11 protein-coding genes are annotated in these 16,555 nt (G+C 64.5%); 10 read left to right on the top strand and 1 reads right to left on the bottom strand.

Annotation, left to right across the window (positions count from 1 at the left end):
* Window positions 1-15 precede the first annotated feature (15 nt).
* The 10 genes from U6115_RS10900 to U6115_RS10855 all read left to right on the top strand — a co-directional run bounded on the left by U6115_RS10900 (window position 16) and on the right by U6115_RS10855 (window position 13,656).
* Entirely contained in the window at window positions 16-5,484 is a 5,469-nt protein-coding gene (locus tag U6115_RS10900; protein ID WP_326912750.1) for a beta-ketoacyl synthase N-terminal-like domain-containing protein, read from the top strand.
* Window positions 5,481-7,193, top strand: a complete 1,713-nt coding sequence (locus tag U6115_RS10895; protein ID WP_052257951.1) for a PfaD family polyunsaturated fatty acid/polyketide biosynthesis protein — start codon at window positions 5,481-5,483, stop codon at window positions 7,191-7,193. Before U6115_RS10900 ends, U6115_RS10895 begins: the two co-directional genes overlap by 4 nt.
* Before the next feature lie 78 nt (window positions 7,194-7,271).
* A complete protein-coding gene (locus tag U6115_RS10890) occupies window positions 7,272-8,066 on the top strand; it encodes a thioesterase II family protein (protein WP_047249468.1) in 795 nt (264 codons plus the stop codon).
* Window positions 8,063-8,773, top strand: a complete 711-nt coding sequence (locus U6115_RS10885) for a 4'-phosphopantetheinyl transferase superfamily protein (protein WP_052257950.1) — start codon at window positions 8,063-8,065, stop codon at window positions 8,771-8,773. Before U6115_RS10890 ends, U6115_RS10885 begins: the two co-directional genes overlap by 4 nt.
* 13 nt (window positions 8,774-8,786) lie before the next feature.
* The gene (locus U6115_RS10880; RefSeq protein ID WP_043573373.1) at window positions 8,787-10,220 is read left to right on the top strand and encodes a polysaccharide pyruvyl transferase family protein; all 1,434 of its coding nucleotides are present in this window, start codon (window positions 8,787-8,789) and stop codon (window positions 10,218-10,220) included.
* 159 nt (window positions 10,221-10,379) lie between these two features.
* On the top strand, window positions 10,380-10,994 hold the full coding sequence (locus tag U6115_RS10875) for a hypothetical protein (RefSeq protein WP_052257949.1): 615 nt from the start codon (window positions 10,380-10,382) through the stop codon (window positions 10,992-10,994).
* Window positions 10,995-11,398: 404 nt separating this feature from the next.
* Complete coding sequence (locus U6115_RS10870) at window positions 11,399-11,797, top strand: nuclear transport factor 2 family protein (RefSeq protein ID WP_043573370.1); 399 nt, start codon at window positions 11,399-11,401, stop codon at window positions 11,795-11,797.
* A 107-nt stretch (window positions 11,798-11,904) separates the two neighbouring features.
* Window positions 11,905-12,300 (top strand): hypothetical protein, encoded by a 396-nt coding sequence (locus U6115_RS10865; protein ID WP_043573366.1) that lies wholly within the window; start codon window positions 11,905-11,907, stop codon window positions 12,298-12,300.
* Window positions 12,301-12,313: 13 nt separating this feature from the next.
* The gene (locus U6115_RS10860) at window positions 12,314-12,523 is read left to right on the top strand and encodes a hypothetical protein (RefSeq protein ID WP_043573363.1); all 210 of its coding nucleotides are present in this window, start codon (window positions 12,314-12,316) and stop codon (window positions 12,521-12,523) included.
* Between the two features lie 50 nt (window positions 12,524-12,573).
* Window positions 12,574-13,656: a ribonucleotide-diphosphate reductase subunit beta gene (locus U6115_RS10855; RefSeq protein WP_043573358.1), complete on the top strand. Its 1,083-nt coding sequence runs from the start codon at window positions 12,574-12,576 to the stop codon at window positions 13,654-13,656.
* A gap of 558 nt (window positions 13,657-14,214) precedes the next feature.
* Here U6115_RS10855 and U6115_RS10850 read toward each other — a convergent pair.
* Entirely contained in the window at window positions 14,215-16,521 is a 2,307-nt protein-coding gene (locus U6115_RS10850; RefSeq protein ID WP_043573354.1) for an AAA family ATPase, read from the bottom strand.
* Between the last annotated feature and the right edge of the window lie 34 nt (window positions 16,522-16,555).

Here is a 16,555-nt window from a genome sequence, read left to right as displayed (position 1 = left end):
AAGGAGAGTATGAAAATGATGTTCCCACTGGATATCACCGGCATCGCCTGCCTGGTGCCGGACGCCGACACCCTGGATGGATTCTGGCAAAACCTGCTGGCCGGCAAGCGCTCGATCCGCGACGCCGACACTGAAGACTGGGGCGTGGACCCCACCCGCTTCCTCGGCCCCGGCCGCGGCGTGGCCGACCAAAGCTCCAGCATCGAACTGGCCAAGCCGCGCGGCCATGACTTCGACGCCAGCGGCTTCCTGCTGCCGGCCGCGCTGCTGGGCGCGCAAGACCGCTGCATCCAATGGCCGCTGCAGGTCGGCCGCAACGCGCTGCGCGACGCCGGCCTATGGGGCGGCGACCTCAGCCGCGTCGGCATGGTGCTGGGCAGCTATGCCTGGGCCGCCAGCGCCGCCAGCGACGCCATCACCCGCCCGCTGTACGACGAGGCGCTGGCCAGCGCCTTCGCCGAGGCCGCGCCCGGCCATCCGCTGCGCCTGACCGCCGGCCGCCTCCAGAGCGGCACCCATCCGGAATCGGCGCGGGTGTCCGGCGGCATCACCACCCTCACCGCCCGCGCGCTGGGCTTGGGCGGCCCGCGCTACGCGATAGACGCCGCCTGCGCCACCTCGCTGTACGCCATCCACCTGGCGGCGATGCACATCGCCTCCGGCGAGGCGGACGCGATGCTGGTGGTGGCCGCCAACGGCTTCGACACCCTGTTCGCCAACTTCGGCTTCGCCGCCACCCAGGCGCTGCCCGACGGCACCTCCAACCGCCCGTTCGACGCCGATTCCGACGGCGTGGCCCCGGCGGACGGCGCGATGGCGCTGGTGCTGCGCCGCCCGGACAGCCACCGCTCCACGGTGTACGGCACGCTGCGCGGCATGGGCCTGTCCAGCGACGGCCGCGGCCAAACCCTGACCGCGCCCAACCCCAAGGGCCAGAAACTGGCGTGCGACCGCGCCTACGAACAAACCGGCATTTCGCCGGACACCATCGCCTACGTCGAATGCCACGCCACCGGCACCAAGCTGGGCGACCGGGTGGAGCTGGAAACCGTGGCCCGGGTGTTCGGCGACAACCAGCCGGTGGGTTCGGTGAAGTCCAACGTCGGCCACCTGTTGACCGCCGCCGGCATCGCCGGCCTGGTCAAAACCCTGCTGGCGATGCGCCACGGCGTGATCCCGGCCACCGTCGGCATCGAAAAACCGCTGTCGCGCGACATCGCCGGCACGCCGGACATCATCACCCAGGCCACGCCCTGGCCGGCCGGGCACAAGCGGGCCGCGATCAACGCCTTCGGCTTCGGCGGCGTCAACGCCCATCTGATCGTGGACGGCCCCGGCCAGGCCGCGCCGGAAACCGCGCCTTCGCGCCGCCGCGGCGACGCCGCGCTGCTCACCGGCCTGGGCGCGGCGATAGGCGACTGCCCCGACCTCAACGCGGTGGCGCGGGCGCTGGCCGCCGGCCAGCCGCGCCTGCGGCCGCTGCCGGAAGGCCGCCACGCCGGCATGCCTTTCCCGGCGCCGCAGGGCGCCTACCTCGACCGCGTCGCCATCGACGCGCTCAAGCTGCGGGTGCCGCCCAACGACATCTCGCGCATGTACCCGCAGCAGCTGCTGATGCTGTCGGTGGGCGACGCCGCGCTGCGCGGCGCCGGCGTCGCGCCGGGCAGCCGCACCGCCGTCATCATCGCCAGCGCCATGGACCACAGCGGCCACCGGCTGATGGCGCGCTGGGAATCCAGCTGGCGGCTGGAGGACAGCCTGGACGCCGCCGGCTTCGAACTGAGCGATGAAGAGCGCCGCAACCTGACCCAGGCGGTGCGCGAATCGCTGCACAACCCGGTGGACGCGGTGGTGATGCTCAGCTACGTCGGCAGCCTGCTGGCCAGCCGCATCGCCGCCACCTGGGACTTCTCCGGCCCGGCCCTCATGCTGACCGGCGACGAAACCGGCGCGCTGCGGGCGCTGGAGCTGGGCCAGCGCCTGTTGGCCGAAGGCGAGGCAGACGCGGTGCTGGTCGGCGCCATCGACCTGGCCGGCGCGATTGAAAACCTGATGGTGCGCCAGGCCTGCGGCGCCGACATCTCCGCCCCGGTGGGCGAAGGCGCGTGCGCGCTGGTGCTGGAGCCGGCCGACGCGGTGCGCGCGCAAGGCCGCGCCGCCTACGCCGAATGGCGCGGCGCCGGCTTCGGCGAATCGGCGCAGGCCGCTGCCGCATCCATCCGCGCCGGCATCGGCCAGGACGCCGCCAGCGCCGGGCTGGTGGAAAGCGCCGGCCCGCTGCCCGCCGCCGACCTGCTCGGCGGCCGCCCGGCGCTGTCCAGCGCCGCCGCCGTGTTCGGCCACACCCGGATGACCGCCCCGCTGCTGAGCGTGCTGCACGCCGCGCTCAGCCTGAGCGGCCGCAGCCTGCCGGCCTGGGCCGGCTGGAACGGCGCGCAGATCCCCGCCGGCCTGGAAGAGGCGCACGCCTATGTGCCGACCGACGCCCGCCCCTGGTTCCGCCCGGCCGACGGCCGCCGCGTCGCCGCCGTGCTAGCGCGCGACGACGACGGCAGCTCGGCGCAGGCGCTGCTGGCGGAAACGCCGGCCGGCATCGCCAACAAGGCGGTGGCGCCGGCCCTGCCGCTGCTGCTGCCACTGGCCGCCGCCGACCGCGATGCGCTGCTGGCCCAGCTGGCAGCCCACATCGCCGAGCTGGAAAAACCGGCCGCCGACGCCGCCGCGCTGTGCCGCGCCGCGGTGCTGGCCCACAACCCGCAGGCGCCGCTGGCGCTGGCGCTGGTGGCCGACGACGCCGCCGGCCTGCTGGAAGAGGCCCGCGCCGCGCTGGCGCAGCTGCCCAAGGCTCAGGCCGACTGGCAATCGCCGCGCGGCAGCCGCTTCAGCCCCGCGCCGCTGGGCCGCGACGGCAAGGTGGCTTTCGTGTATTCCGCGCTGAACACCGCCTTCACCGGCCTCGCCAGCCGCGTCGCCCAACTAGAGCCGCTGGCCGGCGAGCGCCTGTCCGCCGCCCACCGCGACGCCGGCGCGACCATCCGCAGCGAACAGCTGTACCCGCGCCGGCTGACGCCGCTGGACGCCGAAGGCCGCATGCAGGCGGAAGAGGCGCTGCTGCAGGACAATCCGGCGCTGATCAATGCCGGCATCCTGTCCGGCTGGCAATACGCCACCTTGCTGACCGAGCGCGTCGGCCTGGAGCCGGCGCTGCAATTCGGCCACAGCCTGGGACAGGCCACGATGATGTTCGCCAGCGGAGCCTGGACGCCGGGCGACGCCTGGCTGGCGCGGCTGCAGGAGCTGGACGGCTCGCTCACCCGCCTGTCCGGCGACAAGCAGGCGGTGCGCGAAGCCTGGCAACTGGCCGACGGCCAGCCGGTGGACTGGGTCAACTACCTGGTGCTGGCGCCCGCCGCCGGCGTGGTGGAAGCCGCCAAACAGGAAACCCGCGCCTACGTCAGCCTGATCAACTCGCCGGACGAAGTGACGCTGGTGGGCGAGCGCGCCGCCTGCGACCGCATCCTGCAGCGCCTGGGCGCGGAAGCGGTGCCGGCGCCGGACAGCCTGGCCATGCACTGCGCGCCGGCCGAGCGCGAGCGCGCCGCCATCGCCGAGCGCTTCACCGCCCAGCTCTCCGCCCAGCCGCAAGGTTTGCTGTTCGCCGGCGGCGCGCCCGCCGCCTGGACCCCGGAAGCGGTGGCCGAACGCGTCGCCGGCGACCTGGTGTCGCCGCTGGACTTCCCGGCGCTGGTGGACCAGGCCTATGCGCAAGGCGCGCGGCTGTTCCTGGAACTGGGGCCCGGCGGCAACTGCAGCCGCTGGATAGGCAAGACGCTGCGCGGCCGCCCGCACGCAACCTTCGCGCTGGCCCGCCGCGACCAGGACGACGCCGCGATGCTGGCCAAGCTGCTGGCGCTGCTGGTGGCCCAGCGCGTGCCGCTGGACCTGGCCGCCGCGCTGCGCGTCCAGCCTGAAGAGAAAAAACCGGCCCTGCTCAAGGACCTGTGCTTCTGCCGCCCGCCCATCGCCGCCACGCTGGTCGAGGCGCTGCGCAAGCAAGGCCTGGACCAGGCGCTGGCCCGTCCTTCCAAAATCCTTACCCTCAAACCCGCAACGCAAGACGCCATGACCGCCACCACCCAAACCACGCAGCACACACTGGCTGAACAAGCCGAGCGCCACCGCGCCGAACTGGCCGCCAGCCACGCCTCGCTCGCCAGCCTGCTGGCCGGCAAGCCCGCCGCCGACCCGGCGGCCGCGCCCAAGCAGCCGCCGCTGTTCAACGAAGCCGACATCATGGAGTTCGCCGAAGGCCGCGTCGCCAACGTGCTGGGGCCGAAATTCGCCGAAATCGACCGGCTGCCGCGCCGCGTGCGGGTGCCCGGCGCGCCGTTCATGGCGGTCAGCCGCGTCACCGCGCTGTCCGGCACCTACGGCAAGCTGGAAGACAGCCGCATCCGCACTGAATATGACATCCCGAAACCGGCCTGGAACGCGGTGGACGGCCAGGTCTCCTACCTGTCGCTGGACGCCCAGGGCGTGCTGTTCCTGGTGGGCTGGCTAGGCATAGACTTTGAAAACCGCGGCAACCGCGCCTACCGCTGGCTGGACGCGCAGCTGACCTATCTGGACGTGATGCCGCAGGCCGGCCAGTGCGTGGAATACGACATCCACATCACCCAGTCCTTCCGCAACGGCGACGCCACCCTGTTCAAGACCGACTTCCTGGCCAGCGTGGACGGCCGCCCGGCGCTGAAGATCGACCACTGCACCGCCGGCTTCTTCACCTACGAGGAGCTGAGCAAGGGCGCCGGCATCACCGACCAGCACCGCACGCCGCGCAAGGTGGCGCAAACCGCCTTCATCCCGCCGCTGGCGCCGCCGCGCCGCTCGCTGGACGGCGCCGACCTGCTGGCCATCTCGCGCGGCGAGATCGCCCAGGTGCTGTCGCCGGCCCACGCCAGCGGCGGCCGCAACCCGTCGCTGCGCCTGCCGCCCGCCGCCATCCAGTTCATCGACCGCGTCACCAGCATCGAACCGGCCGGCGGCGCCCACGGCCTGGGCGGCTGCGAAGCCGAATTCCAGGTGAACCCGCAGCACTGGGCGATCCGCGCCCACTTCAAGGACGACCCGATCTTCCCCGGCCCGTGCATGATGGAAGGCGCGTTCCAGCTGCTGCAGGCTTACGCGCTGTCGCTGGGCCTGCAAACCGCCGTCACCGGCGCGCGCTTCCAGCCGCTGCCGCACCGCCCGTCGCTGGTGCGCTTCCGCGCCCAGGTGCTGCCGCAGAACCAGACCTTCACCTACCGCGCCGACATCGTCGAGATCGGCCTGACGCCGGAACCCTACCTGATCGCCGACATCGACCTGATCGACAACGGCCGCGTGATGGGCCGGGTGGAAGGCCTGGGCATCCGCCTGACCGGCCAGCCGGCGCTGCCGCAAGCCGCGGCCGCCGCGGCGCAAACCCAGGGAGCGGCGCTATGATCCAGGCCTCCTCCCCAGCCCTCCGCGGCGCCGAGCAACTGGGCAGCGCCGCCTTCCGCCAACGCCACGGGCTGCGCCTGGCCTATATGGCCGGCGCCATGGCCAACGGCATCGCCGGCGAAGAGCTGGTGATCGCGCTGAGCCGCGCCGGCTGCCTGGCCAGCTTCGGCGCCGCCGGCCTCAGCCTGGAACGGGTCGACGCCGCCATCGCCCGGCTGCGCGCCGAGCTGCCCGGCAAGCCGCTGTGCTTCAACCTGATCCACACTCCGGACGATCCCGCGCTGGAGCGCGCGCTGGTGGACCTGTACCTGAGCCGGGGCGTGGAAACCATCGAGGCCTCGGCTTTCATGGCGCTCAGCCCGGCCATCGTGCTGTACCGCGCCAAGGGCGCCCGCCTGGATGGCGCCGGCGGCGCGGTGGCGCGCCAGCGGGTGATCGCCAAGGTGTCGCGCCGCGAAGTGGCCGAGCCCTTCTTCCGTCCGGCGCCGGACGCCATCCTGGACGCGCTGCAGGCGGCCGGCGAGCTGACGGCGCAGGAAGCGGCGGCGGCGCGGCTGCTGCCGGTGGCCGACGACGTCACCGTGGAAGCCGACTCCGGCGGCCATACCGACCGCCAGTCGCTGGTTTGCGCGCTGCCGGCGCTGTCGCTGCTGCGCCGCCGCGTCGCCGAGGTCTTTCCCGCCGCGGCGCGGGTCGGCCTGGGCGCGGCCGGCGGCATCAGCACCCCGGCGGCCATCGCCGCCGCCTTCGCCATGGGCGCCGATTACGTCGTCACCGGCTCGGTCAACCAGGCCTGCGTCGAATCCGCCACCTCGCCGGCGGTGCGCAAGCTGCTGGCCGCCGCCGACCTGGCCGACGTGACCATGGCCCCGGCCGCCGACATGTTCGAACTGGGCGTGCAGGTGCAGGTGCTGAAGCGCGGCACGCTGTTCGCCGTGCGCGGCGCGCAGCTGGCCGAGCTGTACCGCGCCCACCCGTCCTTGCAGGCCATACCGCCGGCCGAGCTGGCGCGGCTGGAGCAGCAGCTGTTCCGCCAGCCGCTGGCGGCGGTGGAGGCCGAAACGCTGGCTTTCTGGCAGCAGCGCAATCCAGCGCTGGCCGAGCAGGCCAGCCGCGACCCCAAGGTGCGGATGGGCCTGGTGTTCCGCTGGTATTTAGGCCAGTCCTCGCGCTGGGCGATACAGGGCGCGCCGGAGCGGACGCTGGACTACCAGGTGTGGTGCGGCCCGGCCATGGGCGCCTTCAACGCCTGGGCCGCCGGCACCCCGTTCGCCGACCCGGCCGCGCGCCGCGCCGCCGCGGTGGCCGACGCGCTGATGCAGGCCGCTGCGCAGCCGCTGCCGCAGCCGGCGACAGGCATGGAAGCCCCGCAAGCCGCGCCGCAGCAGGCTTTGCGGCCGGAACCGGCCCCGGCCGCCATGCCGCCGGCCTCGTTCGCCGCCGAGGACATCCAGGAGTGGCTGATGGAGCAGATCGCCTCCCAGCTGGACCTGTCGCCCGACGACATCGACCCGCGCCGCACCTTCGAAAGCTACACGCTGGACTCCACCCGCGCGCTGCTGATCCTCACCCGGCTGGAAAAGCGGCTGGCGCTGAAGCTGTCGCCGACGCTGATCTGGAACTACCCGACCATAGAGACACTGGCGGCGCAATTATGCAAAATGGCATCAGTAAAGAAAATTGACATGCAAACAGCACAAACTACGTAAGACCGCCGCCCCGGTCGGACTTCGCGCCGCGCCGGGGCGGCTTGAGCACAGATTCAGACCGAACCAGGAATCCGCATCATGATCACAACCCATCAGACCGCGTCATCGCTCCCGCCGGGCCTGCACGACACCGGCAACTGGCTGATCTTCCGCAAACCGCGCCCCAGGGCCGAAGTGCGGCTGCTCTGCTTCCACCACGCCGGCGGCGCGGCGCTGGCCTATCGCAGCTGGACCGATCGCATGCCGGACTTCATCGACGTCTGCCCGGTGCAGCTGCCGGGACGCGGCACGCGCTACGGCGAAGACGCCTATACCCGCGTGGAACGCCTGGTTCCGTCGCTATTGCGGGCGATCCGTCCGCTGCTGGACCGCCCGGTGGCGCTGTTCGGCCACAGCATGGGCGCGGCGCTGGCCTTCGCCACCGCCCAGGCGCTGGAGCGCAGCCAGGCGCAGGTGCTGCACCTGTTCGCCTCCGGCCGCCGGCCGCCGCTGCCGGAATACCGCACCCAGTTGCACCGGATGGGCGACGCCGACCTCACCGCCTACCTGCGCCAGCTGGGCGGCACCCCGGAAATCGTGTTCCAGGAGGAAGAGCTGAAGCACGCGGTGTTTTCGCTGCTGCGCGCCGACCTGGAAATGAACGACCACTTCCAGGCCTCGTCGCCGCTGTTGAACGTGCCCATCACCGCGCTGGGCGGCGACGACGACGACCACGTGCCGGTGGCGGCGCTGGAAGACTGGCGGCGCCTGACCCATTCCCGCTTCAGCCGCCAGCTGTTCAGCGGCGGGCATTTCTTCGTCCGCGACATGGAAACCGCCGTGATCCAGCACGTGGCCTCCACGCTGTCCGCCAGCGTGGCCTGCCCGCTGTGAGCGCGTTGCGGCAAGCGCTGGCCTCGCCCGGCGCGGCGATAGACGTGATCGCCATCCCGCTGGACGGCCCTCCCTGCCCGGACGCGCTGTCGCCGGACGAGCGCCTGCGCGCGGCGCGGTTCATCCGCCCGCGCGACGGCGCCCGCTACGCCGCCGCCCACAACGCGCTGCGCCAGCTGCTGGCCGCCGCGCTGGGCGCCGACCCGGCCGCGCTGGACTTCGCCGCGGAAAGCGCCGGCAAGCCCTGGCTGCCGGCTTATCCTGAGCTGGGCTTCAACCTCAGCCACTCCGGCGACGCCGCGCTGGTGGCGCTGGCGCGCGGCGCGCGGCTGGGCGTGGACCTGGAACAAGCCCAGCGCGACGGCCGCGAGCTGGACTGGCAAGGCATCGCCGAATCCTACTTCAGCGCGGGCGAAAGGCTGGCGCTGGGCGACGCCGACGACGGCGCGCGGCGCTTCCTGCGGATGTGGACCGCCAAGGAAGCGGTGCTCAAGGCGATGGGCAGCGGCCTGTCCGGCCTGGCCGACGTGGAAATCGCGCTGGACGAGGCCGGCCGGCCGCGGCTCGTGTCGGCTCATGGCGACAGCTGGCGGCTGCACGCGCTGGAAACCGAAGACGGCCACGCCGCCGCGCTGGCCCACGATGGCGCGCCGCGCCCGCTGCGCCTGTGGCGCGCGCAAGATTTCACCTTATCCTTCCCCACCTGAGAGGACTCGACCCATGTCCAAGCTGCTTGAAGCGTTTCTGGCGTCCAACGCCTCCTATCCGGTGTTGTACAGCCAATTGACCGAACTGATAGGCGAAGCCGCCCACCTGCCGCCGCCGGCGCGCGAAGCCGGCAGCCCGCTGCGGCTGCTGTTCGCCGGCTACGCCGGCGGCGGCAACACCGGCTCCGACGTGCGGGTGGCGGAAATGATCCGCCAGGTGCGCGCCATCCTGGGCCGCGACCGGGTGGAAATCGGCCTGGTCGGCACCGGCGTGGACCTGCCGGAAGACCTGCAAGACGACGTCAAGCTGGAGCTGGTGCAGGACTACTTCCCGGAATTCCTGATCCGCACCATCCGCGAATACGACGGCGTGATCGCCTGCGACGGCTCCATGTTCAAGTCCAATCTGTGCTGCATGCTGTCGGCGATGCTGGGCGGCGCGCTGGGTATGGCCGTCGCCAGCGGCCGGCTGGCGGTGGGCTACGGCGCCGAGGCCGGCAAGATGGAGCCGGAACTGTCGGCCTTCATTTCCAGCCTGGGCAGCGGCCCGCTGATCCTGTGCCGCAACGAAGAGTCCAAGGCCGTGCTGCAGCCGCTGGGCCTGCGCGCCACCGGCGGCGCCGACACCGCCTGGACCTACCAGTCCGAGCCGGCCGATTCGGTGCGCGAGCGGCTGGTGCGGCTGGGCCTGGCCGACTTCCCGCTGCTGGCGGTATGTCCGATGAACCCCTTCTGGTGGCCGGTGAAGCCCGACCTGGTGAAAGCCCAGGAAATGGCCGAAACCGGCGCGCACAGCGAACTGTTCTTCGGCAGCATCCTGTTCCACCCGGACAACGAATCCATCCGCAGCCGCTATGCCGCCTATCTGGACGCGCTGGCCCACGCCGCCAAACAATGGCAGCAGGACACGGGCGGCGGCGTGCTGATCATCGGCATGGACAAGGTGGACCGCGCCGCCTGCAACGACCTGGCCGCGCGCTTCGAACAAGCGCCGCCCATCGTCGCCAGCGGCGACATGCCGCCGCGCGCCATCGTCGGCCTGCTGCGCGCCGCCGACCTGCTGCTCAGCTCGCGCTTCCACGCCATCGTCACCAGCATGGAAGCCGGCGTGCCGGCGGTGGGCGTGAGCATGGACGAACGCATCGCCAACCTGCTGGACAAGGACGAAATCGGCCGCCGCCTGCTGAAGGTGGACGCGCCGGACCTGGCGGACAAGCTGGTGGACTCGCTGCGCCACGCCGAGGCCAACCGACTGGACATCTCGCGCCAGACCCGCCAGTCGGTGGCCGGCCACCTGCGTGAAATGGCCGAGATGGGCCGCCGCTTCGCCCAGGAAGTGCGCCGCTTCCATCCCGACATCGACACTCCGGCCGACGGCGCGCACTGGACCGCCTTCCTGCCGGAAATCAGCCCCGAGCTGCAAAGCCTGATCGCCCAGCACAACTAAAGCGGCAAACCAGCGACACCTGTTCCAATTGACAGGGGGCGGCACCCAAGCGCGTCCAGACAATCAACATATTGCTACCGCGGCGCGCAAGCGCCCCCCGTCAACCCCACCCCATCGCCTTCCCACAGGCGATGGAGCCGTTTTCATCCGGAGATTTCCATGGCGCACCCCAGCCCCATACCCGCCATCCGCGCGCCGCGCCGCAGCCGTGCTGCGTTGCCGGCGCTGCTTGTCATCGCCGCCCTCGCCGCCTGCTCCACGCCCAATCCCAACGAAAGGGTGACCGGCGACGGCGGCAGCCGGCTGCTGAAACTCAGCTCCAAACAAGTCACCGTGGATCTGACCCCGGCCGAGCAGCAGACGCTGGCCCAGATCCAGGACAAGACCTACCAGCGCGTGCAGCCTCCCTCCGCCGTCAACGCCAGCAGCTCCGCGCTGCAGGCGATGGGCTTCAAGCCGGTGAAGGCCGACCAGGAAACCATGCTGGTGGAAGGCGAACTCAACCGCGTGATCGGCGTGCGCTGGCGCGAAGCCATCCGCGCCATCTTCAAGGCCAAGGGCATTCCGCTGCAGGCCAAGCCCGACCACGAAAGCGTCAGCGCGCTGGTGACCGTGCGCCCCGACCAGGATGGCGAAACGCTGGTGCGCGCCCGCTTCAAGGTCACCATCTGGGACACCAACGGCGACTCCAAAACCTCCACCGTGACCGACCCCAAGATGTACGACCACTTCTTCTCGCTGGTGCAGGACTCCCTGTCCGGCAAAACCTCCTGACCCGCCGGCGCGGCGAAGCCAGCTTGCAATCCGGTTTCGCCTCCGGTAGCCTCGCACCCTTCGGCCGCAGCCTGCCGCGCGCCGAAGGGCCGTCTTGGCCCGGCCCTCGGGCCCGGGCGCGCATATGCGAAAAAACAACGCCGCCCGTTTCCGGCCAAAGCGCCGCCCGCGCCGGGCTGCCAACCACAAGCTATGCCGCCGCCGGCCGCACACCACCACAAATTTCACTAGATATTGTAGAAATTCACATCTAATACACCAGATATGCTAACCTTGAAGCACTGAGAAAACAGTCTGAACACGAATGGCATGCGCCGCGCAAAGCCTGATTCCACAAGGGTTTGCCGACCATCCCCCCGTGGAATGACGCGCCGCCCGGCCCCATCACCGCGACGAAACCGACCATGAGCCTGGAAGCCTTTTTCAAACAATACCAGCACAGCTATTCGCAGCTGGACACGGCCGGCGTGACCCATCACTTCACCGTGCCGTTCACCGCCATCCACCATGGCGACCTGGCCTGCTGGCCCGACATGGCCGCGCTGGAAGCCACCACCGCCTCGCTGCTGGCGTGGTACCGCAGCCAGGGTTTCCTCAGCGCCAGCCACCGGCTGGAAAGCGTGCAGGCGATGGGCGCCAACGCCGCCAGCGCGGTAGTGGCCTGGACCGTGGAGCGCAGCGGCCAGTCCGCCTGGCATTACCACACCGGCTACCACCTGAAACGGGTGGACGGCCACTGGAAGATCTACGGCGTGGTGCAGTACGACACCGCGCCGGAACAGGAAACGCCAATGATGGCCTAGCCATCGCATCCTCAAGCCGTTTGGCGACAGACGGCTTCGGGATGGACCGCAGGGGCCGCGGCAAGGCGCCCCGTGCACGGCAACTGGCAGCGCCTTGGGAGGACAAGATGCAGACATTTGAAAACATCGGCATTACCGGCTTTTGCGAAGACAAATCCCACAATCCGGACAAGCAGTTCCTGCTGTTCAACCTGTACCTGCAGCTCAACCTGGCGCCGCCCAACGAATGGAAGGACTACTTCCAGGAATCGCGCCGCGTCCCGCGCGCCCAGCGCTGGCGCAAGGCCTGGATAGAAGGCGACACCCTGGTGGTGTACTGCCAGCCCGAAGAGCTGCAGCAGGAAATCGAAACCCTGAAGCACGACATCGCCGCCGCCAACCAGCAATACCGCCAGCTGCGGCAGCTGCGCGCGGCGCGCAACCGGCTGCAGGAGCAGCTGGAGCAGGAGGAAGCGCGCGAACGCGTGCTGATCCGCCAACTGGCCCAGCAACTGCGCTTCTAAGCCGGGAGAGCCCATGAGCACCACCGCCTATTACCTGCTGCGCAAAAGCGTGGCCGGCCGCCGCCCCGCCATGGTGAATGCCGGCGCCCACGCCGCCATCGTGCCGGCGCCGCAGCCGGAGCCCGCCGCGGCGCCGGGCGAGGTCCGCATCATCCAGCATTGTCAGCTGCAGCCGGCGCAAGCCGCGCAACAACGCAGAGAACACGTAGTAAAATCCGCATAGAACCGCCGCCGCGCCCCCGCGCGGCAACCGAAGACGATACAGGAGCACCCATGCTGAACTTTGAAGACACCCTCCCCTCCACGCCGTCCGCAGCCGCCAATGCCGCCAGCCACGGCAGCGGCCGCGTAAACGCGGTGGACAAGAAGGTGATCAATGGCACCACCGACGTCAACCAGCTGGTGCCGTTCAAGCACAAATGGGCCTGGGAAAAATACCTGGCGCAGTGCGCCAACCACTGGATGCCGCAAGAAGTGAACATGCAGCGCGACATCGAACAGTGGAAAACCGGCCAGCTGACCGAAGACGAAATGCGCATCGTCAAGCGCAACCTGGGCTTCTTCGTCACCGCCGACTCCCTGGCCGCCAACAACATCGTGCTGGGCACCTACCGCCAGATCACCAGCCCGGAATGCCGCCAGTTCCTGCTGCGCCAGGCCTTCGACGAAGCCATCCACACCCACGCCTACCAATACATCGTGGAAAGCCTGGGCCTGGACGAAGGCGAAGTGTTCAACGCCTACAACGAAATCAAATCCATCCGCGACAAGGATGAATTCCTGATTCCGTTCATCGACGTGCTGTGCGACCCGGCCTTCAAGACCGGCACCCTGGAAAACGACCAGAAGCTGCTCAAATCGCTGATCGTGTTCGCCTGCATCATGGAAGGCCTGTTCTTCTACGTCGGCTTCGTGCAAATCCTGGCGCTGGGCCGCCAGAACAAGATGACCGGCGCCGCCGAGCAGTACCAGTACATCCTGCGCGACGAGTCCATGCACTGCAACTTCGGCATCGACCTGATCAACACCATCAAGCTGGAACAACCGGAAATCTGGACCGAAAGCTTCAAGGCCGAAGTGACCGAGCTGTTCAAGCACGCGGTGGAGCTGGAATACGCGTACGCCGAAGACACCATGCCGCGCGGCGTGCTGGGCCTGAACGCCAGCATGTTCAAGGAATACCTGCGCTTCATCGCCAACCGCCGCATGCAGCAGATCGGCCTGGATCAGCTGTTCCCGGGCGTGAACAACCCCTTCCCGTGGATGAGCGAGATGATCGACTTGAAGAAGGAAAAGAACTTCTTTGAGACTCGCGTCACCGAGTATCAGACTGGCGGGGCGTTGAGCTGGGATTGATTCAAATTGTCAGCGTCGAGCGACACATATTCTTGCCAGAACGACAGATAAGTTTACACTCGACGACACATAAAGCTGCATCAGAAAGCCCGCACATGCGGGCTTTTTCATTTGAATAAAACCAAGTAGGATAAAAATCCTACTTGCATTATAATAAAAACGGCATATGCCATTACTGCATGGAGATAAGATGCTTAGCTCTATCATTGCTGCCATTCAAAACCGTCAGGTCCTTTCTCTCACGTACGATGGGATTGACCGCATCGTGGAGCCACATACAGTTGGCGTGTCGAAGACTGGAAATGATGTTCTTCGCTGTTACCAAACAGCAGGTGGGCATATCACACCTGGTCATGAGTGGGATCTCCTATTGCTAAATAGGATAAGGAACTTAACAACCACCAGCATGACCTTTTCCTCCCCTCGGCCCGGCTATAAAAAAAGGGATCGAGACATGACCAGAATATATGCAGAATTATAATAAAACCAAGTAACAGTCCGGGCAAAAATCTTTACGAGATATTTAACCCGGGCTATTTCACAGACTCGCTTTTTATGCTAAGCCTCGCTTGCCACCTCAAGCATTTCCTTGAAATGAACTTCATCAACTTCGTTTAGCCAATTAAAAATGTCTTTTATGACATTCTGACTTTCGCCAAATAGGTTTTCAGACGAGTCTTCATTAATTTCAATCACAGCCGAGTGCGAGTATTTGTTAATAAAGCGATAAATTTTTTCCTTCGTCTCTGCCGTGATGGTCTTGCTATCTTTCAGTCCGCGATCCATTAATTGGGCAATGTCACTCCGATGCTTTGGATACTTGAAGCTAAAAAATGATTCCAATAGTTTCCTCGCCAAATTCGCGGTAAGAAAGGCATCATCCCGCGAAAGAGCATCCTTCCCAGCGAAGTCTTTCAATCTGGAGAAGATGTAATGGTACTCAGAGTTGTAATGAATTAGGCTGCTACTTGCATTTTTAATTTCAGAATGGCGAGGCTGCCCGCTAGATTCGATTGAAAAGAAATATGCATTTGGCTCTTTTTCCTTGCGTCGCCGCCCTTTGTTAACACCCTCAAACCAATCTCTCACCAATTTAAAATAGGTAAAGTTATGCGTAAAGACAAACAACTGCTTCGCCTTTTCGCAGTTGCTTCTCAAAAAAGAATATGAGTGGAAAAGGTGATTAGAGTCAAAACTTGAAACTGGGTCATCAACAACAATTACACTATCCTCAATCTTGTTGTCATTTTCTTTTATCTTTATCATGAAATAAACAAAAGCAATTGCAGTTTTTTCGCCCTCACTAAGTTGCCCATTTATCACTTCGGAATTATTTCTAATAATTTCATAACCCTTTTTCTGCTGATTAAACCTAAGGGTTAACTCAGTTCTGCCCAAAAATTTATGAAGTGCTTCATTGAATTTGTCGGCACCAATGCTTTCATTTGCCAACGAACTCTCAATAGCAATTATTTCTTTCTCTCGATTATCTATCGAAAGCTTCAATTCATTGTTTTTAGCCTCCCTATCGAAAAGATCTTTTTTCTTCACTTGATACCCAAAGCTTCTTATTTCGGTTGCAGCATAATGCAGTTCAAGTTGCTTTTTGGACTTTGCAGTTTCCTCTTCAAAATTTGCTGACTTGTGATTGTGCGCCTTTACAATTAAATCAATTTTCGCCATGGCCTCATTAAAAAAGCCAATCGCACCTGAATCTATACTTTGGATATGAAAGTTGGTATTTAATGGGGACGTTCTTTTAGCCCCCAGGGCGCCATGCCATAATTCAATTCCCTTATTTACCAATTGAATGGCGTTTTGCAGTTCATCGGAAGCACCCAAATAGCTAGACTTCAACTCATCATAAAACTGGCTAACTGCAGGTAGTACTGGTGTTGTTATATATTGATCGGCAAGCCACTTGTCTGCCGCCTCAATTCTTTCTTGGAATTTCCTGTAATTATCATTAAAGTGCCCTTCAAGCTTTTTTACCCTGTCTTCCGATATTTTTTCTCCACAAAATTCGCAAGAATTCGCATTGTGATTCTTGTGCAGAGCAAGCCCAGCCTCAACCCATGACTTAATGTCAGGGTTATTTGTCAAGTGATCTATAGTTTCGCTTACAAATGTATTTCCAAGTAAATCATCTAAGCGTTCTCTTGCCTTTTCGTACGTCGCATCACTAATTTCCTGTTTTGCAAAACTAACACTTGGAAGCTCTATTGGTTTGGCCGCATTGGTCAATTCAAGCAATTTTTCTTCATCTAAGATAGCCTCTTCCTTTGCCACGCCGTCTTTATTGGCTTCAATAAATGATTCAAATTTTCTTTTGTCGTAGTTGAGATAGTATCTGTCAGAAGTGTCAATGGATTGCAGGCTTGCCTTAATATGCCTCGCGCTATCCGTTCCAAATTTCTGAATGGATGTATTTATCTTTGTCAGCTCTAAAAGCTCTTCCTCATAAAATTCACGGTCAGTTTTTTGTATTTTCTTTTTTGACTCTAACTCTTCTCGTTCTTTAATCTTTCCCTCGTCAATCAGGAGAATTTTCTTAACGACACTATTCCATGCAATATTTTGATCTATAAATTCTTGATTAAAAGTGTGTATATTCAAGCTAGTCAAATCAAGTTGATCAGAGCTAACTGTCACCCCATCTTCCAGGACAATTGAAAACGCACCCTGAGGAAATTTTTCTGACTTTGCCTTCTTCCCTAGGCCGTAAAATATGGTTGACAAGGTTGACTTGCCACAACCATTCCACCCATAGAATAAATTATATTTTCCATAGTCATGCAAGCCAGTATTGTTAAAGCTATTGAAAATGCCATAGTTATTAATTTTCGATATGCTTTTTATTGACATACTTTCACCTTTAACATGTGATGGAATTACTAAA

This window comes from Chromobacterium subtsugae (assembly GCF_035919665.1).
Classification (GTDB): Bacteria; Pseudomonadota; Gammaproteobacteria; order Burkholderiales; family Chromobacteriaceae; genus Chromobacterium; species Chromobacterium subtsugae.
Note: the sequence above shows the minus strand (reverse complement) of the source record. Positions and strands in the feature narration are given on the sequence as shown.